Below are 22,419 nucleotides of genomic sequence, written 5' to 3' on the forward strand. Positions count from 1 at the left end.
GCTGAAAGCTGTCGTATCGGGGATGATCGCTGCCGGATGTGCGGTTTTTGTGCGCCAGTTGGGGGCGGTGGCGGCTGTTCTGCCGTCTTCGCGGGCAAGCACAAACCCCACCAACCCACCTGTAACGCCCGCATAAACCCACTCTTTACGCTTTCTTTATGCCCAGCCAACCCCCTCGCTCTCGTTCCTTTACAGCCTCCCTGCCGACAATGACTGCACAAGCGGCAATACGCCGTAACACGGAGAACTTCCATGAGCGTTCTGGACGGGGTGTCACTGCTACTGGCAGTGGGGCTGTTCATTTATCTGTTGGTTGCGCTGTTGCGCGCGGACCGGAACTAGGAGCGGCTATGCACAGTTATGACTATTGGCTGATCCTGGCCTTCTTCGCCCTGGTGCTGATTCCGGCACCGTTCCTGGGGCGTTTTTATTACAAGGTGATGGAAGGCCAGCGCACCTGGCTGTCACCGATCCTCGGTCCGGTCGAGCGTGGCTGTTATCGCGTGGCCGGCGTCAATCCGCAGGATGAACAGAGCTGGCAGAAATACACCCTGGCCTTGCTCGCCTTCAACCTGGCGGGCTTCTTGCTGTTGTTCGCGATCCTGTTGTTCCAGGACCACTTGCCGCTCAACCCGCAAAACCTGCCGGGCCAGGAGTGGACGCTGGCGTTCAACACCGCCATCAGTTTCATGACCAACACCAACTGGCAGGCCTACAGCGGTGAAGCGTCCCTGAGCTACCTGAGTCAGATGGCCGGCCTCACCGTGCAGAACTTCGTCAGCGCCGCCACCGGCCTCGCCGTATTGGTTGCGTTGTGCCGTGGTATCGGGCGCAAGTCGACCAAGACCCTGGGCAACTTCTGGGTCGACATGACCCGCGCCACCCTCTACGGCCTGCTGCCGCTGTGCCTGCTGCTGGCGCTGTACCTGGTCTGGCAGGGCGTGCCGCAAACCTTCGCGCAGTATGTGAATGCGGTAACCCTGCAGGGCGTCGATCAAGTGATTCCGCTCGGCCCGGCCGCCAGCCAGATTGCGATCAAGCAATTGGGCACCAACGGTGGCGGCTTCTTCGGCGTCAACTCGGCGCATCCGTTCGAGAACCCGACCGCGTGGAGCAACCTGTTCGAAGTCGGGTCGATCATCCTGATCCCGGTCGCCCTGGTGTTCACCTTCGGCCACTACGTGAAAGACCTGCGTCAGAGCCGCGCGATCATCGCCTGCATGTTGGCGCTGTTCCTGATCGGCGGCGCGACATCGCTCTGGGCTGAATACCAACCGAACCCGACCCTGGCCAACGCTGCCGTCGAACAGACCGCACCGCTGGAAGGCAAGGAAGCACGCTTCGGCACCACCGCCACCGTGCTGTGGTCGGTGACCACCACCGCGGCGTCCAACGGTTCGGTCAACGGCATGCACGACAGCCTCAACCCGCTGAGCGGCATGGTCGCGCTGGTCAACATGATGGTCGGCGAAGTGATCTTCGGCGGTGTCGGGGCCGGGCTCTACGGCATGTTGCTCAACGTGCTGATCGCGGTGTTCCTCGCCGGGCTGATGATCGGCCGCACTCCGGAATACCTCGGCAAGAAGCTGCAAGCGAAAGAAGTGCAACTGCTGGTGGTGACCTTGCTGGTGATGCCGGTCGGCGTGCTGGTGCTGGGCGCGATTGCTGCCAGCCTGCCTGGCCCTGCCGGGGCGATCAGTAACCCTGGCCCGCACGGTTTCAGTCAGTTGCTTTATGCCTACACCTCGGCCAGTGCGAACAACGGTTCAGCGTTCGGTGGCCTGAGTGCCAACACCTCGTTCCACAACCTGATGCTGGGGCTGGGCATGTTGATCGGTCGCTTCGGTTACATCCTCCCGGTTCTGGCGTTGGCCGGCAGCCTGGCGATGAAGAAAACCGCGCCGATCGGCCAGAACAGTTTCCCGACCCATGGCCCGCTGTTCGTGACTCTGTTGACCGTGACCATTCTGCTCGTGGGCGGTTTGACCTTCTTGCCAACGCTCGCGTTGGGCCCGATTGCTGAACATCTGAGCATGGGCTTCTGAGGATCTGATGATGAATATGCCCGCAACTAAACCGGCTACCGTAAAAGCCCCGGAACAACCGAAAACCGCGATCTCGGCCCTGTGGCGCCCGGCGCTGGTGCAAGCCTTCGTCAAGCTCGACCCACGGCAATTGCAGCGTGCGCCGGTGATGCTGGTGGTCGAACTGACCGCCGTGCTGACCACCGTGCTGTGCTTCATTCCCGACGGCAGCGTGCCGACCTTTGTCGCGGCGCAGATTGCGCTGTGGCTGTGGTTTACCGTGCTGTTCGCCAACTTCGCCGAAGCCCTGGCCGAAGGTCGCGGCAAGGCCCGCGCCGACAGCCTCAAGGCTGGCAGCGAAGGTTTGAGCGCTCGCCGCCGGACCTCCAATGGCACCTTCCAGGTGGTGCCCGCCACCAGCCTGCGCAAGGACGATGTGGTGCGCGTCGAAGCCGGGGAAATGATCCCCGGTGACGGCGAGGTGATCGAAGGCATTGCGGCGGTCAATGAGGCGGCGATTACCGGTGAATCCGCGCCAGTGATCCGCGAATCCGGTGGCGACCGTTCCGCCGTCACCGGCAACACCCGCCTGGTGTCCGACTGGCTGCTGGTGCGCATCACCGCCAACCCGGGCGAGTCGACCCTGGACCGTATGATCGCCCTGGTCGAAGGCGCCAAACGCCAGAAAACCCCGAACGAAGTGGCGCTCGACATCCTGCTGATCGGCCTGACCCTGATCTTCCTGCTGGTGGTCGTGACCCTGCAACCGTTCGCCCACTTCGCCAATGGCAGCCTGCCGCTGGTGTTCCTGGTGGCGCTGTTGGTGACGCTGATTCCGACCACCATTGGCGGCTTGTTGTCGGCCATCGGTATCGCCGGGATGGATCGTCTGGTGCGCTTGAACGTGATTGCCAAATCCGGTCGCGCCGTGGAAGCGGCGGGGGACGTGCACGTCCTGTTGCTGGACAAGACCGGCACCATCACCTTCGGCAACCGTCGTTGCACCGCCGTGTATGCGGCGCCGGGTGTCAGCGCTAAAGAGCTGTCTGAAGGTGCGTTGTTTGCCTCGCTGGCCGATGACACGGCTGAAGGCAAGTCCATCGTCGAATACCTGCGTGGCCTGCATCCGCAACCAGAACCAAGTCCTGAGCTGCTGACCGCCGTGCCGTTCAGCGCCGAGACGCGCCTGTCCGGTGTCGACTATCAGGGCCGCGTGTACCGCAAAGGCGCGGTGGATTCACTGTTGGCCTTCGTCGGCCTGAAGCGCGCCGACCTGGCGCCGTCCCTGTCCCGGGAAATCGACAAGATTGCCCAGAGCGGCGGCACCCCGTTGCTGGTCTGTGCCGACGGTAAATTGCTCGGTGCGATCCACCTCAAGGACGTGGTCAAGCCAGGCATTCGCGAACGTTTTGCCGAGTTGCGCAAACTGGGGATTCGCACGGTCATGGTCACCGGCGACAACCCGCTGACTGCTGCCGCGATTGCTGCTGAAGCGGGCGTCGATGACGTGTTGGCCGAAGCCACCCCGGAGAAAAAACTGGCGCGCATTCGCCACGAGCAGAACGACGGTCGCCTGGTCGCGATGTGCGGCGACGGCGCCAACGACGCCCCGGCGCTGGCCCAGGCGGACGTCGGCATGGCGATGAACGACGGCACGCAAGCGGCACGCGAGGCGGCGAACATGGTCGACCTCGACAGCGACCCGACCAAGCTGCTGGACGTGGTGCAAATTGGTAAAGAGTTGCTGGTAACCCGCGGCGCGCTGACGACCTTTTCCATCGCTAACGACGTGGCCAAATACTTCGCGATCCTGCCGGCGCTGTTCGCCTCGATCTACCCGCAACTCGGCGTGCTGAACGTCATGCACCTGAGCAGCCCACAGAGCGCGATCCTCTCGGCGATTGTGTTCAACGCCTTGATCATCGTCGTGCTGATTCCCCTGGCGCTGCGCGGTGTGCGGGTACAGGCGGCGAGTGCGGCGGCGTTGTTGCGGCGCAATCTGCTGATCTACGGCTTGGGCGGGATTCTGGTGCCGTTCGTGGGCATCAAGGCGATCGACATGGTGTTGACGGCGTTGCATTTGGTTTGACCGTGCTGGGCGGTGTGTCAGATACACCGCCTTCGCGGGCAAGCCTCGCTCCTACAGGTCGCACAAAACCGTAGGAGCAAAGCTTGCTCGCGAAGATTGCACCACGGCTTACCTGACTGAACGCGCTATTTGTTCCCTGAATTCGAGGATTTTGAAATGTCCACAATGATACGTCCGGCCCTGAGCCTGCTGGTCCTGATGACGCTGATCACCGGTGTCGCCTATCCCCTGGTCGTCACCGGCGTCGCGCAAGTCGCGTTCCCGGACCAGGCCAACGGCAGCCTGGTGCGCGACGCCGACGGCAAAGTCCGGGGTTCGTCGCTGATTGCCCAGGATTTCGTCGGCGACGCCTGGTTCCACCCACGGCCCTCGGCCGGTGCGTTTGCCACGGTATCGAGCAGTGCCAGCAACCTGTCGCCGAGCAACCCGGCGCTGGCCACGCGGGTGATCGACGATGCCAATAAACTGCAAGTGCCGGGGCAAGGTCCGGTGCCGTTGGCGATGCTGACCACCTCCGGCAGCGGCCTCGATCCCCACTTGCCTCCGGCGGCGATTGCCTATCAACTGGCGCGTGTTGCGCAGGCACGTAACCTGCCAGTGGCAACGGTTGAACAACTGATGAATGCGCATATCGAGCAGCCGTTGGTGGGGCCGCCGGTGGTGAATGTGTTTGAGTTGAATGTGGCGCTGGAAAAATTGTAAGAGATGGTTCCCACGCGCTGCGTGGGAATGCATCAAATGGACGCTCTGCGTCCGCTGTTGGGACGCAGAGCGTCCCGGGCTGCATTCCCACGCGGAGCGTGGGAACGATCAAGAGAACTTCAAGCATGAGTGACTCCGGCCGCGCCGATGCGCTGTTAGCAGACCTGCCCCGGGACGGCCGTGGCCGGCTCAAGGTGTTCCTCGGTGCCGCGCCCGGTGTCGGCAAGACCTACGCCATGCTGCAAGCGGCCCACACCCAACTGCGCCAAGGCGTGAAAATCATCGCCGGGGTGGTCGAAACCCACGGCCGCGCCGAAACCGAAGCCCTGCTCGGCGGCCTGCCGCAACAGCCGCTGGTGCGCTCGGAATACCGTGGCGTGATGCTCGAAGAAATGGACCTCGACGGCCTGCTCGCCGCCAAGCCGAAACTGGTGCTGGTCGATGAACTGGCCCACAGCAACGCCCCGGGCAGTCGTCACGCCAAGCGCTGGCAAGACATCCAGGAACTGCTCGCCGCCGGCATCGACGTGTACACCACGGTCAACGTCCAGCACCTGGAAAGTCTCAACGATCAGGTGCGCGGCATCACCGGCGTCCAGGTCCGCGAAACGTTGCCGGACTGGGTCCTGCAAGAAGCCTACGAACTGCTGCTGATCGACTTGCCACCGCGTGAATTGCTGGAGCGCCTGCGCGACGGCAAGGTCTACGTGCCGGAGCAGGCGCGGGCGGCGATCGATGCGTTTTTCACCCAGACCAACCTCACCGCCCTGCGGGAAATGGCCATGCAAACCGCTGCGGCCCAGGTCGACGATGACCTGGCCCAGGGTTATCGTCAACTCGGTCAATCCGCCCCGGCGGTCCGCGGTCGCTTGTTGGTGGGCATTGATGGCGATGCCCAGGCCGAGCGCCTGGTGCGTCACGCCAGCCGCGTCGCCCAGCGCCGGCATCTGCCGTGGAGCCTGGTGCATGTGGACAACGGCAGCGTGCGCGACGAGCAATCTCGCCTGCGCCTGCAAAGCGCCCAGCAACTGGCCGAACGCCTCGGTGGCGAAGTGGTGTTGCTGCGCGCCGGCGAGGTGGCGAAAACCCTGATCCAGCACGCCGCCGAACGTCGCGCCAGTCTGGTTTTGGTCGGGCAGTCCCGCCAGCGTTTGCGTCGGCGCTTGTTCGGCGGCGGTCTCGCGTCTCGTTTGTTGCGCGATGCCCGTGGCCTGGAAATCAACGTCCTCGACAGCGACCATGAAGTGCATCAGCCCCGTCAGCGTTCAGCTCATTCACTGGTTTGGTTCGACTACGCGTTGGCGCTGGTGGCAACGGTTTTGGCCAGTGCGTTGGCCTGGGCAGTGGCGAGTGTTTTGCCGCTGCCGAATATCTCCCTGGTGTTCCTCGCCGCCGTGTTGCTGGTGGCGGTGCGCAGCAGCCTCGGCCCGGCGCTGGCCTGTGCAGCGCTGTCGTTCCTGACCTATGACTTTCTGTTCATCCCGCCGAATTTCTCCTTCAGCATCCAGCGCGAAGAAGACGTGCTGACCTTGTTGTTCTTCCTGCTGATGGCGGCGCTCACCGGTAACCTCGCTGCGCGGCAACGCCGGCAATTGCAGGCGTTGCGCGACACCCAGGAAGAAACCACCGAACTGCTCGACCTGTCGCGCAAACTCACCGCCGCCACCGACCGCCAAGCCGTGGTCAGCGCCGCCGCCCAGCACTTGAACGGCTGGAGCGATCTGCAACTGTGCCTGCTCAACCAGGATGGCCAGGGCGGCTGGAAAGTCGAGACCGGTGGCCCGCTGGAATTCTCCGAAGCCGAACGCGCCGCCGCCGACTGGGCCTGGCAACACGATCAACCAGCGGGCGCCGGCACCGGCACTTTGCCGTTCGGGCGTTGGTGGTGGTGGCCGTTGTCGGTCGAGGACGGGCCGCTGGGCTTGCTCGGTGTCTGCGCCAAAGAAGGCCAGACCTTGAGCGGCCAGCGCCGGCGCTTGTTGACCGCCCTGAGCCAACCGCTGGCCCAGGCCCTGGCCCGTGCGCAACTGGCCGAAGACCTCGAAGCAGCGCGGCTGCACGGCGAAACCGAGCAATTGCGCAGTGCCTTGCTGGCCTCGGTGTCCCACGATTTGCGCACGCCGCTGACCTCCATGCGCGGCAGCATCGACAGCCTGCTGGCCCTCGGCGAAGCAATCCCGTTGGAGGATCGCCGCGAGCTGCTCGAAGGCACCCGCGATGAAGCCGAACGCCTCGACCGCTACATTCAAAACCTGCTGGACATGACCCGCCTCGGCCACGGCGCCTTGAAACTGGCGCGAGACTGGGTGTCGCCGGCCGATATCGTCGGCAGTTCGCTCAATCGGCTGCGCGCGGTACTGGCGCCGTTGCAGGTCAGCACCGAAGTGCCGGCCGAGCTGCCGTTGCTGTACGTGCATGCGGCGTTGATCGAACAGGCGCTGGTCAACGTGATCGAAAACGCCGCGCGGTTTTCCCCGGCTCACGGACGATTGCAAGTGCGCGCCGGTGCCGATGACAGCGAGCTGTTTTTCTCGGTGAGCGATGAAGGGCCGGGGATTCCGGAGGACGAGCGGGCGAAGATTTTCGACATGTTCTACACCGCCGCCCGCGGTGATCGCGGCGGGCAGGGCACCGGGCTGGGGCTGGCGATTTGTCAGGGCATGGTCGGCGCCCATGGCGGGCGGATCAGCGTCGGCGATGGCATCGAGGGTCGCGGTACCTGCATCACGCTGCATTTGCCACTGCAGGAACAGCCGGGTTTTGAAAGTGAAGCCTGATCGCGCTTGCGCTACTCTCTTGCCACTTCTTTGTGTTGATGTGAATTCATGAGCCAGACCGCGACCATTTTGGTCATCGACGACGAACCGCAGATCCGCAAGTTCCTGCGCATCAGCCTCGCTTCCCAAGGCTACAAAGTGCTGGAGGCCGGCACCGGCACTGAAGGCCTGGCGCAAGCGGCACTGAATAAACCGGATCTGCTGGTGCTCGACCTCGGCCTGCCGGACATGGACGGCCAGCAAGTGCTGCGCGAGTTTCGTGAATGGTCGACGGTGCCGGTGCTGGTGCTGTCGGTGCGCGCCAGTGAAGGGCAGAAGGTCGAAGCGCTGGATGGCGGCGCCAACGATTACGTGACCAAGCCGTTCGGTATTCAGGAGTTCCTCGCTCGGGTGCGTGCGTTATTGCGCCAGGCGCCGGCCGGTGAAGCCCAGCAAGCAGCGCTCACGTTCGGCCCGTTGACCGTGGACCTGGCCTATCGCCGAGTGTTGCTTGATGGCGCCGAAGTCGCGCTGACCCGCAAGGAATACGCAGTGCTGGCGCAACTGGCGCGGCATCCGGGGCGGGTGATAACCCAGCAGCAATTGCTCAAGGACATCTGGGGGCCGACCCATACCGAGGACAGTCATTATTTGCGGATTGTGGTCGGGCATTTGCGCCAGAAACTGGCGGACGATCCGACCCAGCCGCGGTTTATCGTGACCGAAGCGGGGGTGGGGTATCGGTTGTTGAATGAGGGTGGGCTCTGATCGTCCCCACGCGCTGATCGTTCCCACGCTCTGCGTGGGAATGCCGCCATGGACGCTCCGCGTCCGCTCTTGAGGTCGTGACGCGGAGCGTCACAGGATGCATTCCCACGCGGAGCGTGGGAACGATCAGGTAACGTTCAAATGCTCAATTCTGCTCATTCTCATACCGATCCATCGTATCCCGCGCAATCTCGCGTCCCAGCGCGATCAACTCCGGCGCCTTGTAGAACTCGAAAAACCGGCACACGCGCTTCGGCACGTTGATCAGGACATCCGGCGGATACCCGGCAATCTTGTACTGCGCCAGCGAGGTCTGCATCACCTCGAAACTCTGGTTGATCAAGTCCAGTAAAGACGCCGGCCCGACGTTATCAATGATGAACGAACCGGTGGCCGACTTCGGCGCGCCCTCGCCCAGTGGGGCGGCGGCCGGTTGCTGGGCTTCAGGTTCGGCGGATTCGATCCACGGGTTGATCTCCGCCGCTTCGGCCTTCAGCGCTTCCTGTTCCAGCAACAATAACTGTTCGGCTTGTTTGCGGCGGAACGGCATCTTCGAGCCCAGCGAGTTGATCAGGCTGTTGAACCGCGACTTGAACGCCGCCGGACGCTGGATCACCGGCAATTGGTAATGCCGCTGGTTGGTCGAGTTGAGGTTGACCGCGATGATCAAATCGCAATGGCTCGACACCACCGGCACGATCGGCAACGGGTTCAACAGACCGCCATCGACCAACATGCGATTGCCCTGCATCACTGGCGTGAACAAACTGGGAATCGCCGCCGAGGCGCGAATAGCCTGGTGCAGACAGCCGGCCTGGAACCAGATTTCCTGCTGGTTGGTCAGGTCGGTGGCCACCGCCGTGTAGGGAATGCGCAGGTCTTCGATGTTGATCTCGCCGACAATCTTGCGGATCTGGCCGAAGACTTTCTCGCCGCGAATCGCGCCCAAACGAAAACTGACATCCACCAGACGCAACACATCGAGGTAATCCAGGCTTTCGATCCAGTTGCGATATTCATCGAGTTTGCCGGCGGCATAAATCCCGCCGACCACCGCGCCCATGGAGCAACCGGCGATGCAGGCGATGTCGTAGCCACGCCGTTCGATCTCTTCAATGACACCGATATGGGCATAACCCCGGGCTCCACCCGAGCCCAGCACCAGTGCGACACGCTTTTTCATGAATCGCCCTCGTCTGACAAGGTTCAACAATGCACCCATCGAGGGTGACGCTTCAATCGCTAAGGTCGTTTGCCGAGGCAGGGGCGTCGTTTTTTCGACACTGCATGGCGACAGATGGGTATGCTCGCGAGCGCTATAGTTTGTGCAGGCGGGGCAAGGCACTTTTTGCGCGCCGCACCGTCTTACCTGCACGACTGTTTACCTATCTTTGAGGTGTTATCGATGAAAGCCTGGATCTGTGTGCCTTTGATTGCCCTGGCGTTGGCCGGTTGTGCCGGGAAAACTGCGTACCGTGATAGCTGCGGCACCCAGATCGATGCGGCCTGGCATGAGCTCGACCTGGCCAAGGCCGAAGGTTTTGCCGGCACCGTCAGCTACTCCAAAGCCCTGTCGCTGTTGACCGGCGCCAAGACCCAGCAGCAATTCGAAGCCTACGAAGGCTGCACCAGCAAGGCCGAGAAAGCGCGATTCTATATTCGCGAGTCCCGCGCCGGTCGGTAAGCGCATGATGTAGCGCAAGGACTGCGCGTTTCGATGCGGGCACGATGGCGTCGAGTGGGATCATCCCTATTTGATTCAAGGAGCAAGTGATGTCTGCCTTGGTTGACCGGTTAGTGGCTCAGGTATTGAGCATTGAAGTTCGATTGCTGGCCTGTCAGGCACGCTTGAGTGCCCGCACCGATCCGGAAGCGCTGCACGATTTGCGCACCACGGTTCGCCGTTTGCGCAGTCTGTTGCGGCCGTTGCGGGGGTTGCCTGGAGTCGAGCAACTGGAAGTGGCGGCGTCCGGGGTCGGTGAATTGACCACTCCGCTGCGTGATCGCGAAGTGTTGGCGGCGTACTTGCTCCAGCACGGCCAACCCGAGGCGGCGCAGCGACGCATGGCGCAAATGGACGTGGCCTATCCGACCGTGGCGACCAGCCCGGAAGTCATTCAATTGCTGATGATCCTCGACGCGTTTCCACGCTTCCTGCGGGCCTCCCAGCGTCAGGGGTTGCTCAAGGGCCTGCGTCAGCGCATCGAAAAACGCCTGGCCAAGCAATGGAAGAAACTGGATCAGACCCTGCACGATCCGGCCCATGATCGTCATCTGCTGCGATTGTTGATCAAGCGCGTGCGCTATGGCATCGAGGCTTATCCCGAACTGGACCGTTTGCCCAAATCAGCGATGCCGCGACTCAAATCGGCCCAGGCCGCATTGGGCGATTGGCACGATTGCTGGCAGTGGCTGCTGCGGGCCGAACAGGAAGCGGATTTGCTGCCCTGTGTCGCGGTCTGGAAAACCACCATGGCCAAGGCTGAAGGTCGTGCCGACCGGGTGCTCGACAAACTCAGCGCCGCCTGCTTCAAATCCTGAATTCAGCAGTGATTCCCTGTGATTGATCGTTCCCACGCTCCGCGTGGGAATGCATCCCGTGACGCTCCGCGTCACTTTTGAAGCGGACGCAGAGCGTCCATGGCGGCATTCCCACGCAGAGTGAACGATCAAGATCAAAAGATCGCAGCCTTCGGCAGCTCCGGGAGCAGCGCGTCCTATCTGTCAGTCAATTTGGCCGGAATAAGCGCTGTATCGCCCGCGCAGGCTGGTTAACATCCCTTCATCCTTTTCCTGCATCTTTGAGGTTTCCATGCGCTTTTCCGATCTGCTCGACGCTGTCCGCAGCCAGCCGCAGGATCTGTCCATTCCCGCCGAATGGGGTCAGGGCCGCGCCAGTTTCGGTGGCCTGGTCGCCGCGTTGCAGTACGAAGCCATGCGCGCGAAAGTCCCGGCGGATCGTCCGGTGCGCTCGTTGGCGATCACCTTTGTCGGCCCGGTCGAACCCGGTGTGCCGGTGAGTTTTGAAGTGGATGTGTTGCGCGAAGGCAAGGCCGTCAGCCAGGTGCTGGGCCGGGCGATGCAGAAAGGCCAGGTGGTGACGTTGATCCAGGGCAGTTTCGGTGCCTCGCGACCTTCCGAAGTAGCCGTTGCGGCGCTACCGGCGCCCGAGTTCAAACACTGGGACGACTGCCAGGAACTGCCTTACATCAAAGGCGTGACCCCGGAATTCATGAAGCACCTGGCGATGCGTTGGAGCGTTGGCGGGCTGCCGTTCACCGGCAATAAATCCCGAGATATGGGTGGTTGGGTGCGCTTGCGTGGGGAGGTGAAGGAAGAGGCGCTGAGCGAGGCGCATATCCTGGCGTTGGTCGACGCTTGGCCACCGGCCCTGTTGCCGCACCTGAACAAACCGGCGATGGGCAGTACGCTGACCTGGACCATCGAATTCGTCCAGCCGTTGCTGGCGCTTAGCACTCTCGACTGGTGCAAGTACCTGGTAGAGATCGAACACGCCGCGGACGGCTACGGTCATGCAGCGGCGAAGCTGTGGAGCGCCGACGGTCAGTTGATCGCCATGAGCCGGCAGACCGTGACGATATTCGCCTGACTCAGCGCCGGTGGCGCTTGCGCCAGGCGCGCCACCAGCCGCCGCTGAGGAAGAACCGCGGAAAGGTCAGGAACTGCTCGACCAGCAAGCGCGACATGGCATCCTTGCGATCACTGAACGGCTCGGAGGCTTGTGCCTCTAGGCTGTGACCGTGGCGCTGCAAACCCAGGCCGGCAATCACGCCGATGACGCCAATCACGATGTTCACCAGGCTCAGGCTGAACACCCCGGAGACAATCAGCAGGAAGCCGATGATGAACAGCGGCACGGCAATCAGGTGCAAGGCCAGATTGGTCGGGTGCTGGTGATTGTTCGGGTAGGACTTCCATTGCCAGGCCGGAAGGTTGGGGTGACGTTTGCCCATGATGAAACTCCTCAATCCATGTTGAACACAATGGTTGAAGAATAGGCGTGGCGGGGGCGGGCGGCGAATCGAGGTTGGCTATCGGAACGATAGGGGCAATGGTCAAGATTGATGTTGACCGGGCTTGCCCGCGAAGAGGCCCTCAGAGTTTCAACTGCCCGATCGCCTTGCTCAACTCCCCTGCCAACGTCGCCAATTCATTACTGGTGTTCGCCGAATCCACGGTCTGCTGCACGGTGTTTTCGGTCACGTCGCGAATGCTCACCACCGACCGATTCATTTCCTCCGCCACATGACTCTGCTGTTCGGCGGCGACGGCGATCTGCGTATTGCTTTCCCGCATCTGCGCCACGGCGCTGGTGATTTGCGCTAACGCCGCGCCGGCTTCCTGAGCCTGCTGCACGCAATCGTCAGCCTTGAACGAGCTTTCCTGCATGAAGTCCACCGCGTCCCGGGTCCCGGCCTGCAAGGCCGACACCATCAGGGTGATTTCATCGGTCGAGGCCTGCACACGCTTGGCCAGGTTGCGCACCTCGTCGGCGACCACCGCAAAGCCGCGACCCATTTCCCCGGCTCGCGCCGCTTCGATGGCGGCATTGAGCGCCAGCAGGTTGGTTTGCTCGGCGATGCTGTGAATCACACCGACCACGCCGTTGATCTTCTGACTGTCCTCGGCCAGGCGCTGGATCATCTCGGCGGTCTGCTGCACGCCGCTGGATAATCCGGCAATCGACTTCTGCACCCGACTGACCACTTCCTGGCCACTGCCAGCCAGGGTGTCGGCGCTTTGCGACAGGTCGCGGGTGGCGCCGGCGTGCTGGGCGATGTGATAAACCGTGGCGGTCATTTCATTGATCGCCGTGGCCGCCTGATCGGTTTCGCTTTGCTGGCCGAGCATGCCGTGACGCACCTCATTCATGCTCGCCGCCAAACGTGCCGCGCCGACGTCCAGTTGCCGCGCGGTGTTGGCGACGGTGTTGACCACCCGCTGATAACCGGCCTGCATCGCGTTGAAGGCATTGGCCATCTGCCCGACTTCATCTTTGCACGCCAAAGGCACGCGGGCCGACAGGTCGCCGGTTTTCTCAACGTGCAGCATCACGTCTTTCAAGGTGTTGAGTTGGCTGAGCAGGAAGCGGATCAGCAATTGCGACGCGCCGAGCATCGCCAGCATCAGGATCGCCACCGCCATCGCATAGTTGAGGAAACGTTCGCTGAACACTTGGCTCAGGCTCGGGCCGTAAGCGATCACCGCGACTTGCTGGCCGTCGGCGCGACTGAACACCTCGGCGCCCATCAACGGGTTGTCGCCGAACAGCGGCATGGCGTTGATCTCGACCCAACCGTTGTTGGTGTCTGTCAGCTCCAATATCGGTTGTTCGTTCAACCGTGGCGCCTGGCCGTGACTGAAAGTCAGCACGTTGTCAGCCTTGGGCAGCGGTTGCCCGGCGGGCCAGGCGCTGAGCAAGCGCGCCTGGGCCTGGGCCGACGCCTGGGACGCGTGGCTGCGGGCCTGTTGTTCGAGCTGCACGGCGTACAACACCAACAGCAGGGTGGTGACGAAGGCGACCGCGTTGACCGCCCAGAATTTGTATTTCAGCGAGATGTTGCTAAGCCAGGCACCCATAGGAAGGTCTTCTCTGATAGCGGAAACAGCATTGGCAAGGTGCCAGCATTGTGCCGCTATGCAGGTCAGGCGGTTTTGATATGGGTCAAGTTTGAGTGTGGGTTTGGCGCAAGGACGCCATCAATCCGTAGGAGCAAGGCTTGCCCGCGATAGCGTCGGCACGGTTTCAATCGATTGAAGGCAGCCCAAAGAATGCTCGCGCACACGCCGTGGTATGCGCTGCCAAGTCTTCCTCGCTCTCGCCCCGATGCAACGCCACTTCGCGCAAGACCTCGGTCAGGTACGCCGGCTCATTGCGCCCGTTCTTCGGTTTCGGCCGCAGGCTGCGCGGCAGCAGATAAGGCGCATCGCTTTCCAGCATCAAGCGGCCGCGTTTGATTTCTTTCACTAAAGGATGCAAATGCGTGCCCCGACGCTCGTCGCAGATCCAGCCGGTGATGCCGATGTGCAAATCCAGGTCGAGGTAACTGAACAGCGCTTTCTTTTCCCCGGTGAAGCAATGCACCACGGCGGCCGGCAATTGATCGCGGTAGTCACGGAGGATTTCCAGCAGACGCTGACTGGCGTCGCGCTCATGCAGGAACACCGGCAATTGCAGTTCGACCGCCATGGCCAGATGGTGCTCGAGGACTTTTTCCTGTTGTGGGCGCGGCGAGAAGTCGCGATTGAAATCCAGCCCGCATTCGCCCACGGCCACCATGTTCGGCTCCTGGAGCAAACTGCGCAGGCTACGCTCGCTGTCAGCGTTCCAGTCGCTGGCGGAGTGGGGGTGAATGCCGGCAGTGGCGAACAGCCGTTGCGCGCTTTCATCCAGTCGCCGGCACAGCTCCAGGGCCTGTTCGCTGCCCTCGACACTGGTGCCGGTGAGCACCAATTGGCAGACCCCGGCGGCATAGGCGCGGTCGAGTACAGCCTGGTGTTTATCGTCGAAACTGGGGTTGGTCAGGTTGACGCCGATATCGATGAGTTGCATGGTGCTACCTCGGACCAAAGGCCGGAAAGCATATCAGAGCTGTAGATTTATAAGAAAAGCCAAGAACTACAACGAGTTAAAGCTGTCTCTTGATGCCGCGAGACAGGTCGGGTTGGTGAAAATGCCATCACTGTGCCAGTCTTTCGCACTTTGCCAGCGCTCAAGGCGCTCTGTTTCCGACGTTCGATGTCATGAATTTTCGTGAAATCGACCCGTATTCTTTCCGGAGAGTGGATGACACGTCCCTCGGTTTTGCTACTGCTGTGTTGTTCGTTGCTGCTGCCGATGCCGGCGGTCGCGCGTCTGGCCGGACCGCTGCAAGCCGTGCCGTCGACCAAAGTGCGCGACCTGGCGGACATCCGCAGCAGCCGTGTGCTGAAAGTCCTGGTCAACCAGAGCCGCAACAGCTCCGGCGAAGTCCAGGGCCAGGCCATCGGTGTCGAATACCATCGCCTGCGAGCCTTCGAGCAATACCTCAACGGCCATGCGCGCGACGGCCAGGAAATCACCCTCAAGATCATCCCCAAGGCCAAGGATCAACTGCTCGGCGCCTTGCAGCGCGGCGAGGGCGATCTGGTGGCGCCGGGGGAACTCCTCGATCCGCAATCGGGGCACGCCATCAGTACCAGTGAACCGATTGCCAGCAACGTGCCGCTGATTCTGGTCGGCATCAAGGGCGAACGCCGCTACACCAAACTCGAACAACTCTCCGGCAAAACCCTGGCGCTGCCCACGGGCAGTGCCGCCGGGGATGCGGTCAGCCAGATCAATCAAAAACTCGCCCTGCACAAACTGGCGCCGGTGAAGGTCGAGTGGGTCGACCCGAGCCTGGCGGTCGAAGATGTGTTGGAGATGGTCCAGGGTGGCATCTTCCACCTGACCATCGTCGAGCAACCGATTGCCGAGCGCTGGGGCAAGATCCTGCCCAAGTTGCGAATCGATCGACAAGTGCTGATCAGCGAGCCCGGCGAGGAATATTGGTTCGTGCGCCGCGATGCCTCGATGCTGCGGGCGAGCATCGATCGCTTCCTCACCACCTACAAAAAGCCGTCGGATGAGGACGTGGCGTTCCTGCGCATCTACCGACGCCTGTATCAAGTGCACTATCCACTGGCCAAGGCCGACCGACAGCGTCTGGAAAAACTCCGCCCGGTGTTGCAGAAACACGCGGACGCCCAAGGCATGGACTGGCTGAACCTGGCGGCGCTGGCGTTCAAGGAGTCGGCGCTGCAACCCGGGGCCCGCAGTGGCAGTGGCCCGACTGGTTTGATGCAGATCACGCCGTCCGCAGCCCAGCGGGTCGGGGTCAACAATATTCAGAACCTCGACGCCAATGTGCAGGCCGGGGCCAAGTACCTGGCGATGATCCGCCGCAAATTCTTCTCCAGCCCCAAACTCAATGAGCGCGAGCGCATGGCGTTCGTGCTGGCGGCCTACAACATGGGGCCGGAGCGGGTCCAGGGCATGCGCGCCGAGGCCCGGCGCCGGGGCCTGAATCCGAACCAGTGGTTCTTCCAGGTCGAGCGTATCGCCATGGAGCAGGTGGGAATGGGCGCGGTCAGCTATGTTAATAGCGTGAACAAGTATTACTTGGCGTTCGATCGGGAGCGGGAGTCGTTGGAGCCCCCGGGGCAAAAAGTGGCCTCACGGAAATGATCGACTAAACTGATTGTTATGGCGAAATATTTGCGCTTTTAACATTTGATTTACTGATTAATATAGCGGCCAACCAACACACACACTCAATGGATGACACAGCATGAGCTCACTGATCAACAAGGTCCTGTTTACCCGCGCTGGCTACGGCCTGACTGTTCTGCGGATCGTGGTCGGCATCATTTTCGCGGCCCACGGCTCACAGAAACTCTTCGGCATGTTTGGTGGTTACGGCATCGCCGGCACCGCGCAGTACATGGAAAGCCTTGGCCTGGCGCCGGGTCACCTGATGGCGATCCTGGCCGGTGGCACCGAGTTCTTCGCTGGCCTGGCGTTGATCATCGGCTTGCTGGTTCGTCCGGCCGCTCTGGGGCTAGCCTTCCTCTCGCTGGTGGCGATCTTCACCGTGCACTTGCCTAACGGTCTGTTCATGGCTAACAACGGTTACGAGTTCGCCCTGGCCTTGCTGGGTGGCAGCATTGCCGTGCTGATCGAAGGTGCCGGCAAGCTTTCGGCAGACCGCGCCATCGCCGGCTGACCGCTCTGGCTCAACGAAAAGGCCCGCATTGTGCGGGCCTTTTTTGTTGCGCGTCATTCTTGACACTGTCCGGTCAGGTTCTCTAGGATGCTGCCCATGCGCCGATTTAAACAGCTACTTGCGGGGCGCCAGGTGACTCATTCAGTTGCCGATAGAAGCCTGGAACAGGCTTCGAAATACCGCTAAAGCGCTGGTTCGGTGTTGCCTCTCACCTGCCATGCAGACTTTTGAGGCAGAGACACGACCCAATGAACGCACTAAGCCCCGTTGTACGCCCCGCGCCGATCACGGCACACCTCACCCAGCGCAATCCAAAAATCCTGCTTGGCGGCAAACATCAGCCGACGCTCCTGCGTTATCTCGATGGCTGGCCACGTCGCACCGGCGGTCCCGCCGCGTTCCTGATCCAGTTTGTCGAAGACGGCGAGTCCCTGGCGCGATTTGCCAACGACAGTTTTGACCTGGCGGTGATTCAATCGCCGAACCTCGAAGACGCGCCCGAGGTGATCAGGCAATTGACTCGTGTTGCTCGACAAGGGCTGATTACGCGGCGCTGAGACCGCGTCAGTGCTTGGCTGCTGCCCGGAACTGGTTGGCGTGGAGGCAGTTTTGCACAATGCGACTGCGGGTTGACCAGTCGGTATTGATGATGTGGAAGCGCTGGATGTAGCTGTTGCCATCCTCTGAGTGGAACCACTTATCAATTTTGTCGCTGAAATCGTCCGGGACAAAGATGCCGGTGTATTTAGCGCACTGAATCGAGCGCAGTGAATACGCTCTTTTCGGTTCGAGGGAGACCTCGTCCATAAACTTTTTAAGTTTGTCGGTAGAGATATAGTTCTCGCCACTCCATTGTTGCTGGACGCCATCCCAGTAATCAGAGTTGTTGGTGTATTTGTTGTAAGAGATGACCACAGTTCGACCGGGAATGGTTTTCCAGATGTCGTCAATGGTCGAATACCTGAAACTCGATGGAATGAGGCGCTTGCCGATTTTTTCGTTAATCAACAAGCGCAGTTCATCATGGGCAGCTTCAGTGAAGTTGTCGAACTGATGGAAGTTCAGGATGATCAGTTCTTTTGCTCTGGACGAAGAACCGTCGTAGAAGTTGTTCAATATGTCGAGAATGTCTGTGCTGACAAAGCGGTTCAGGTCATGCCAGTGGTACAGCTGGAAGCGCTTGGGATCGTTGGCCGCCTTGCCGGGCAGGAACCTCACGCGCAGATCCAGGACCCTGAAGCCCGCCTTGATTTGCTCGGAGGCCGGAACATCCTGTGTAATTTCCTGAGGGAAGTTGAGGGTCGATGCTTTTTTGTCTGCGCCGGAGTCGTGGGTCCCTGGCAGAATAAGTTCATCAATACGCAGTTTATACAAGTCGGGGACGTTATCCATCCAACAGTCCAGACCTTGAATGTTATTGGTCATGTTTTATTCATCCGTGAATAGATGTGATTAAAGTTGCGCGCTTGTTGTGGCGCGCTATTAATCTCGCGCAAGACTTTGACGTTGTCAAAGCTTGTGCTGGTTATAACTTTCGCGGAATGTTGCTGGATGAATAGATTGTGCTTTTATTATTGGTAGTGAAGGTTTAGGGGTAGCGGATGTCTACGATATAAACTAGTTGTTCGCCGGTGGGGGTTTGAACGCGAACTTCGGCATCCAGCGCCTTTCCAATCAATGCCCGCGCCAGCGGCGAATCAATGCTGATCAGTCCCAGTTTCAGGTCCAGTTCATCCGGGCCGACAATGCGATAGCGCGACTCTTTGCCGTCCTCGTCTTCAATCGTGACCCAGGCGCCGAAGTACACCTTGTTCGGATCGCTGGGTTTTTCGCTGACGACTTTCAGGGCTTCCAGGCGTTTGGTGAGAAAACGCACGCGGCTGTCGATCTCGCGCAGCATCTTCTTGCCGTAGGTGTACTCGGCGTTTTCCGAACGATCACCCTGGGCCGCCGCTTCGCTGACCGATTGCGTCACCTGCGGTCGGCGCACGTGCCAGAGTTCGTGAAACTCGGCACGCATCCGCGCTTCACCTTCGGGGGTGATCAGCGCGGTACCAGCAGTGCGGGGAGGGCGATAACGGCTCATGGTGACTTCTTGTGGTAGAGAGTGCTTGAGTCTATCAACCCTCGCGCAAGACTGTCAGGGGGCTGGCGTTCAACGCGCGACGCGTGCCGAACACACCGGCACCACCGATCAGCACCGCACCAATCAGCGGCAGCACCAGCAGCCACGGATGCGGATGCCAGGGCAGGTCGAAGGCGTAGCGGTAAAGCACCAGGCTGACCAACTCCGAACCCAGTGCCGCCAGCAAACCGCTGACCGCGCCGAGCAAGCCGAACTCGATGCGCCGGGCCTTGACCAGCAATTGCCGCTCAGCTCCCAAGGCGCGCAACAACGCGCCTTGGCGAATGCGTTCATCCAGGGTGGCCTGCAGACCCGAGAACAGCACCGCCATCCCCGCCGCCAACACGAACAGCAACACGTACTCTACCGCCAGGGTGACCTGGGCGAGGATGCTGCGCAGTTGCTCCAGCAAGGCTTCGACTTGCAGAATGGTCACCGCCGGGAATGCCCGGGACAGATCGACAATCTGCTGATCGTGGCCGGCCGCCAGATAGAAGCTGGTGAGGTAGGTCGCCGGCAGATCCTTCAAAGTGCCGGGCTGGAAGATCATGAAGAAGTTCGGCTGGAAGTTGTCCCAGTTGATCTCCCGCAGGCTGGTGACTTTCGCTTCGCGATTGACCCCGCCGACGGTGAACACCAAGTGATCGCCCAGCTTGAGCTTCAGACTCTCGGCAACCTTGCCTTCGACCGACACGCCGGGAATCTCATCCGGGCTTTGTTCGCTCCACCAGTTGCCCGAGGTGAGCTTGTTACCCGCCGGCAGGTCCGCCGCCCAGGTCAGGCTCAAGTCACGCTGGATCGCCCGGTCGCCGGCAGAATCCTTGCTGACGATGTCTTGCACCGCTTCGCCATTGATACTGATCAAACGACCTGGCACCACCGGATACAGCGGGGCCGATTGCGCCGACAGTTCGATCAGGCGATCGGTGAACGCCTGCTTGTCCGCTGGCAGAATGTTCAGGGCGAAATAATTCGGCGCGTTTTTCGGCAGCTGGTTCTGCCAGGTGTCGAGCAACTCGCCCCGCAGCAATGCGATCAATGCCATGGACAGCAGAATCAAACCGAAGGCCAGGGATTGGCCCGCCGCCGCCAATGGGTGACGTAGTAGTTGACCCAGGCCCAGACGCCACGGCAACGAGGCACGAGCCAACATCCGGCGCAGGCTTTTGAGCAACAACAGCAGCAAACCGCCAAGCACCACGGCGGCAATCACGCCACCACCGAGCAGAGCAAAGGTCAGGACCAGGTCCAGACTCAAGCGCCACATGATCAACCCGAGCGCGCCCAGCGCGGCGCCATAGACCATCCAGGTGCTGGACGGGATCGGCAGCATGTCCCGACGCAATACACGCAATGGCGGTACCCGCCCGAGAGCGGCCAGCGGTGGCAGGGCGAAACCGGCCAGTGCCACCAGACCGGTGCCGATTCCGGCAACGGCTGGCAGCAAGCCACCCGGTGGGACGTCGGTGGGCAACAAGTCATGCAGCAACGCAAATAGCCCAAGCTGCGCCAGCCAGCCGAGCAGGGCGCCGCTGAGGCTGGCGAGCAGGCCGAGCACCGTCAGCTGCAAACTGAACAGCACCATGGTTTCCCGCCGGGACAGACCCAGGCAGCGCAGCAGGGCACTGGCATCGAAGCGGCGCGTGGCAAAGCGTGTCGCCGACAGCGCCACCGCCACGCCAGAGAGCAAAACCGCGACCAGACTGGCCATGTTCAAGTAGCGCTCGGCTTTGCCCAGGGCGCCACCGATCTGTCGGTTGCCATCCCGCGCATCCTGGATGCGCTGGTTGGCGGCCAAACCTGGCTTGATCAACTGGCGATAGGTTTCCAGCGCTTCAGCCTTGCCCCGCCAGAGTTCGCGGTAACTGACGCGGCTGCCGGGCTGCACCACACCGGTCGCCGTGAGGTCGCTGAGATTGATCAGCACCCGCGGGGTCAGGCTGTAGAAATTACCGGCGCGGTCCGGCTCATAGGTCAGCACCCGCGACAGCTTCAAGGTTTTCATGCCAACGTCGATGCTGTCGCCGATCTTCAGGTCCAGCGCGGTCAGCAGGCGCGCTTCGACCCAGGCTTCGCCGGATTTCGGCCCGCCGCCGGATTCTTCCGCAGCGAAGGGCGCCGGGGCGCTTTTCAGTTCGCCGCGCAAGGGATAAACGTCGTCGGCGGCTTTGATGCTCGACAGTTGAATGCCGTTATCCGTGGCGATGACGCTGGAAAATTCCACCACCTGGGCATGTTCCAGGCCCAGCTCGGTGCCGCTTCTGATCTGTTCGGGCCGCGCCGGCGAACTGCCTTCGAGCAACAGGTCGGCGCCAAGAAACTCAGTAGCGCGCAACATCATGGCGCCGTTGAGGCGGGCGCCGAAATAACCGATGGCGGTACTCGCCGCCACAGCCACCAGCAGGGCGAAGAACAGCACCCGCAGCTCACCGGCGCGGGCGTCGCGCAGCAGTTGGCGGATGGCGAGGCTGAACAGGCGCAACAGCGGCAAGCGTGCCATCAAGGCTCCAGAGGGGCGACCAGCAGGCCGGCTTCAAGGCGGATCAGGCGCCGGCAGCGATGTGCCAGGCGTTCGTCGTGGGTCACCAGCACCAGGGTCGTGCCGCGCTCCTTGTTCAATTCGAACAGCAGGTCGCTGATGCGCTCGCCGGTGTGGCTGTCGAGGTTGCCCGTGGGTTCATCGGCGAACAGCACGTCGGGCTCGGCGGCAAACGCCCGGGCAATCGCCACGCGCTGCTGTTCGCCGCCGGAGAGTTGGCGTGGCGAATGGGTCAGGCGTTGGCCCAGGCCCACCCGTTGCAGTAATTCGGTGGCGCGCTCCCGGGCGTCTTTGCGGCCGTCGAGTTCCAGCGGCAGCATGACGTTTTCCAGGGCGTTGAGGCTGTCGAGCAGTTGGAAGGACTGGAAGACAAAACCCACATGCTCGGCGCGGATGCGCGCCCGTTGATCTTCGTCGAGATTGCTCAGGGCTTGCCCGGCGAGGGTGACTTCGCCACTGCTCGGCAGGTCGAGGCCGGCCAGCAAACCGAGGAGGGTGGATTTGCCCGAACCGGAGGCGCCGACGATGGCCAGACTGTCGCCCTTGTTCAGTTCCAGGCTGAGTTCGTGCAGGATAGTCAGTTCACCTTCCGCGCTGGGAACCACTTTGCTGAGGTTCTTCGCGGTGAGAATACTTGCGCCCATGGAG

Annotated in this window: 20 protein-coding genes; 12 read left to right on the top strand and 8 right to left on the bottom strand. The window is 61.6% G+C overall.

From position 1 onward, the window contains the following. Positions 1-252: 252 nt before the first annotated feature. The 6 genes from kdpF to HKK52_RS29805 all read left to right on the top strand — a co-directional run bounded on the left by kdpF (position 253) and on the right by HKK52_RS29805 (position 8,339). Positions 253-342 (top strand): K(+)-transporting ATPase subunit F, encoded by a 90-nt coding sequence (kdpF, locus tag HKK52_RS29780; RefSeq protein WP_007899818.1) that lies wholly within the window; start codon positions 253-255, stop codon positions 340-342. Positions 343-350: 8 nt separating this feature from the next. After that, positions 351-2,045: a potassium-transporting ATPase subunit KdpA gene (kdpA, locus tag HKK52_RS29785; protein ID WP_169373714.1), complete on the top strand. Its 1,695-nt coding sequence runs from the start codon at positions 351-353 to the stop codon at positions 2,043-2,045. A gap of 10 nt (positions 2,046-2,055) precedes the next feature. Further along, entirely contained in the window at positions 2,056-4,113 is a 2,058-nt protein-coding gene (gene kdpB, locus HKK52_RS29790) for a potassium-transporting ATPase subunit KdpB (protein ID WP_169373715.1), read from the top strand. A gap of 156 nt (positions 4,114-4,269) precedes the next feature. After that, positions 4,270-4,815, top strand: a complete 546-nt coding sequence (kdpC, locus tag HKK52_RS29795) for a potassium-transporting ATPase subunit KdpC (RefSeq protein WP_169373716.1) — start codon at positions 4,270-4,272, stop codon at positions 4,813-4,815. Positions 4,816-4,940: 125 nt separating this feature from the next. Beyond that, a complete protein-coding gene (locus HKK52_RS29800; protein ID WP_169373717.1) occupies positions 4,941-7,592 on the top strand; it encodes a sensor histidine kinase in 2,652 nt (883 codons plus the stop codon). Positions 7,593-7,640: 48 nt separating this feature from the next. Next, on the top strand, positions 7,641-8,339 hold the full coding sequence (locus tag HKK52_RS29805; protein WP_169373718.1) for a response regulator: 699 nt from the start codon (positions 7,641-7,643) through the stop codon (positions 8,337-8,339). Positions 8,340-8,484: 145 nt separating this feature from the next. On the opposite strand, the gene HKK52_RS29810 is transcribed toward HKK52_RS29805, so the two are convergent. Continuing rightward, positions 8,485-9,522, bottom strand: a complete 1,038-nt coding sequence (locus HKK52_RS29810; RefSeq protein WP_169373719.1) for a patatin-like phospholipase family protein — start codon at positions 9,520-9,522, stop codon at positions 8,485-8,487. 222 nt (positions 9,523-9,744) lie between these two features. Here HKK52_RS29810 and HKK52_RS29815 point away from each other — a divergent pair, with 222 nt between their 5' ends. The 3 genes from HKK52_RS29815 (at position 9,745) to HKK52_RS29825 (ending at position 11,949) form a co-directional block, all read left to right on the top strand. Further along, entirely contained in the window at positions 9,745-10,023 is a 279-nt protein-coding gene (locus HKK52_RS29815; protein ID WP_054051974.1) for a hypothetical protein, read from the top strand. An 89-nt stretch (positions 10,024-10,112) separates the two neighbouring features. Next, complete coding sequence (locus HKK52_RS29820) at positions 10,113-10,880, top strand: CHAD domain-containing protein (RefSeq protein ID WP_169373720.1); 768 nt, start codon at positions 10,113-10,115, stop codon at positions 10,878-10,880. A 271-nt stretch (positions 10,881-11,151) separates the two neighbouring features. Continuing rightward, a complete protein-coding gene (locus tag HKK52_RS29825) occupies positions 11,152-11,949 on the top strand; it encodes an acyl-CoA thioesterase (protein ID WP_169373721.1) in 798 nt (265 codons plus the stop codon). A gap of 1 nt (position 11,950) precedes the next feature. Here HKK52_RS29825 and HKK52_RS29830 read toward each other — a convergent pair whose 3' ends face one another. From HKK52_RS29830 to HKK52_RS29840, 3 genes are all read right to left on the bottom strand, one after another. Next, positions 11,951-12,313: an Mpo1-like protein gene (locus HKK52_RS29830; RefSeq protein ID WP_169373722.1), complete on the bottom strand. Its 363-nt coding sequence runs from the start codon at positions 12,311-12,313 to the stop codon at positions 11,951-11,953. A gap of 142 nt (positions 12,314-12,455) precedes the next feature. Beyond that, positions 12,456-13,940, bottom strand: a complete 1,485-nt coding sequence (locus tag HKK52_RS29835) for a methyl-accepting chemotaxis protein (protein WP_169373723.1) — start codon at positions 13,938-13,940, stop codon at positions 12,456-12,458. Positions 13,941-14,106: 166 nt separating this feature from the next. Continuing rightward, on the bottom strand, positions 14,107-14,913 hold the full coding sequence (locus HKK52_RS29840; protein ID WP_169373724.1) for a TatD family hydrolase: 807 nt from the start codon (positions 14,911-14,913) through the stop codon (positions 14,107-14,109). Between the two features lie 234 nt (positions 14,914-15,147). Between HKK52_RS29840 and HKK52_RS29845 the strand changes: the two genes are divergently transcribed. From HKK52_RS29845 to HKK52_RS29855, 3 genes are all read left to right on the top strand, one after another. Next, positions 15,148-16,569 carry a transglycosylase SLT domain-containing protein gene (locus HKK52_RS29845; protein ID WP_169373725.1) on the top strand — a complete coding sequence of 474 codons (1,422 nt, stop codon included), beginning with the start codon at positions 15,148-15,150 and terminating at the stop codon, positions 16,567-16,569. Positions 16,570-16,672: 103 nt separating this feature from the next. Continuing rightward, on the top strand, positions 16,673-17,107 hold the full coding sequence (locus HKK52_RS29850) for a DoxX family protein (RefSeq protein WP_169373726.1): 435 nt from the start codon (positions 16,673-16,675) through the stop codon (positions 17,105-17,107). A 248-nt stretch (positions 17,108-17,355) separates the two neighbouring features. Further along, positions 17,356-17,664, top strand: coding sequence for a class I SAM-dependent methyltransferase (locus HKK52_RS29855; RefSeq protein ID WP_133838273.1), 309 nt, complete (start codon positions 17,356-17,358; stop codon positions 17,662-17,664). Positions 17,665-17,671: 7 nt separating this feature from the next. On the opposite strand, the gene HKK52_RS29860 is transcribed toward HKK52_RS29855, so the two are convergent. The 4 genes from HKK52_RS29860 to HKK52_RS29875 all read right to left on the bottom strand — a co-directional run bounded on the left by HKK52_RS29860 (position 17,672) and on the right by HKK52_RS29875 (position 22,415). Continuing rightward, complete coding sequence (locus HKK52_RS29860; protein WP_169373727.1) at positions 17,672-18,532, bottom strand: hypothetical protein; 861 nt, start codon at positions 18,530-18,532, stop codon at positions 17,672-17,674. A 163-nt stretch (positions 18,533-18,695) separates the two neighbouring features. Further along, positions 18,696-19,193, bottom strand: a complete 498-nt coding sequence (gene greB / locus HKK52_RS29865; RefSeq protein WP_169373728.1) for a transcription elongation factor GreB — start codon at positions 19,191-19,193, stop codon at positions 18,696-18,698. Positions 19,194-19,227: 34 nt separating this feature from the next. Beyond that, the gene (locus HKK52_RS29870; RefSeq protein ID WP_169373729.1) at positions 19,228-21,732 is read right to left on the bottom strand and encodes an ABC transporter permease; all 2,505 of its coding nucleotides are present in this window, start codon (positions 21,730-21,732) and stop codon (positions 19,228-19,230) included. Further along, positions 21,732-22,415, bottom strand: a complete 684-nt coding sequence (locus tag HKK52_RS29875) for an ABC transporter ATP-binding protein (protein ID WP_123510220.1) — start codon at positions 22,413-22,415, stop codon at positions 21,732-21,734. The genes HKK52_RS29870 and HKK52_RS29875 overlap by 1 nt, the downstream gene beginning before the upstream one ends. Positions 22,416-22,419 lie beyond the last annotated feature (4 nt).

This window comes from Pseudomonas sp. ADAK2, from assembly GCF_012935755.1.
Classification (GTDB): domain Bacteria; phylum Pseudomonadota; class Gammaproteobacteria; order Pseudomonadales; family Pseudomonadaceae; genus Aquipseudomonas.

Coding starts and splice junctions, on each gene's coding strand:
- HKK52_RS29820 (WP_169373720.1), top strand. CDS start 10,113: ATGTCTGCCTTGGTTGACCGGTTAGTGGCTCAGGTATTGAGCATTGAA.
- kdpC (WP_169373716.1), top strand. CDS start 4,270: ATGTCCACAATGATACGTCCGGCCCTGAGCCTGCTGGTCCTGATGACG.
- HKK52_RS29810 (WP_169373719.1), bottom strand. CDS start 9,522: ATGAAAAAGCGTGTCGCACTGGTGCTGGGCTCGGGTGGAGCCCGGGGT.
- HKK52_RS29800 (WP_169373717.1), top strand. CDS start 4,941: ATGAGTGACTCCGGCCGCGCCGATGCGCTGTTAGCAGACCTGCCCCGG.
- HKK52_RS29860 (WP_169373727.1), bottom strand. CDS start 18,532: ATGACCAATAACATTCAAGGTCTGGACTGTTGGATGGATAACGTCCCC.
- HKK52_RS29855 (WP_133838273.1), top strand. CDS start 17,356: ATGAACGCACTAAGCCCCGTTGTACGCCCCGCGCCGATCACGGCACAC.
- HKK52_RS29830 (WP_169373722.1), bottom strand. CDS start 12,313: ATGGGCAAACGTCACCCCAACCTTCCGGCCTGGCAATGGAAGTCCTAC.
- HKK52_RS29850 (WP_169373726.1), top strand. CDS start 16,673: ATGAGCTCACTGATCAACAAGGTCCTGTTTACCCGCGCTGGCTACGGC.
- greB (WP_169373728.1), bottom strand. CDS start 19,193: ATGAGCCGTTATCGCCCTCCCCGCACTGCTGGTACCGCGCTGATCACC.
- kdpF (WP_007899818.1), top strand. CDS start 253: ATGAGCGTTCTGGACGGGGTGTCACTGCTACTGGCAGTGGGGCTGTTC.
- kdpB (WP_169373715.1), top strand. CDS start 2,056: ATGAATATGCCCGCAACTAAACCGGCTACCGTAAAAGCCCCGGAACAA.
- HKK52_RS29835 (WP_169373723.1), bottom strand. CDS start 13,940: ATGGGTGCCTGGCTTAGCAACATCTCGCTGAAATACAAATTCTGGGCG.
- HKK52_RS29815 (WP_054051974.1), top strand. CDS start 9,745: ATGAAAGCCTGGATCTGTGTGCCTTTGATTGCCCTGGCGTTGGCCGGT.
- HKK52_RS29825 (WP_169373721.1), top strand. CDS start 11,152: ATGCGCTTTTCCGATCTGCTCGACGCTGTCCGCAGCCAGCCGCAGGAT.
- kdpA (WP_169373714.1), top strand. CDS start 351: ATGCACAGTTATGACTATTGGCTGATCCTGGCCTTCTTCGCCCTGGTG.
- HKK52_RS29805 (WP_169373718.1), top strand. CDS start 7,641: ATGAGCCAGACCGCGACCATTTTGGTCATCGACGACGAACCGCAGATC.
- HKK52_RS29875 (WP_123510220.1), bottom strand. CDS start 22,415: ATGGGCGCAAGTATTCTCACCGCGAAGAACCTCAGCAAAGTGGTTCCC.
- HKK52_RS29845 (WP_169373725.1), top strand. CDS start 15,148: ATGACACGTCCCTCGGTTTTGCTACTGCTGTGTTGTTCGTTGCTGCTG.
- HKK52_RS29840 (WP_169373724.1), bottom strand. CDS start 14,913: ATGCAACTCATCGATATCGGCGTCAACCTGACCAACCCCAGTTTCGAC.
- HKK52_RS29870 (WP_169373729.1), bottom strand. CDS start 21,732: ATGGCACGCTTGCCGCTGTTGCGCCTGTTCAGCCTCGCCATCCGCCAA.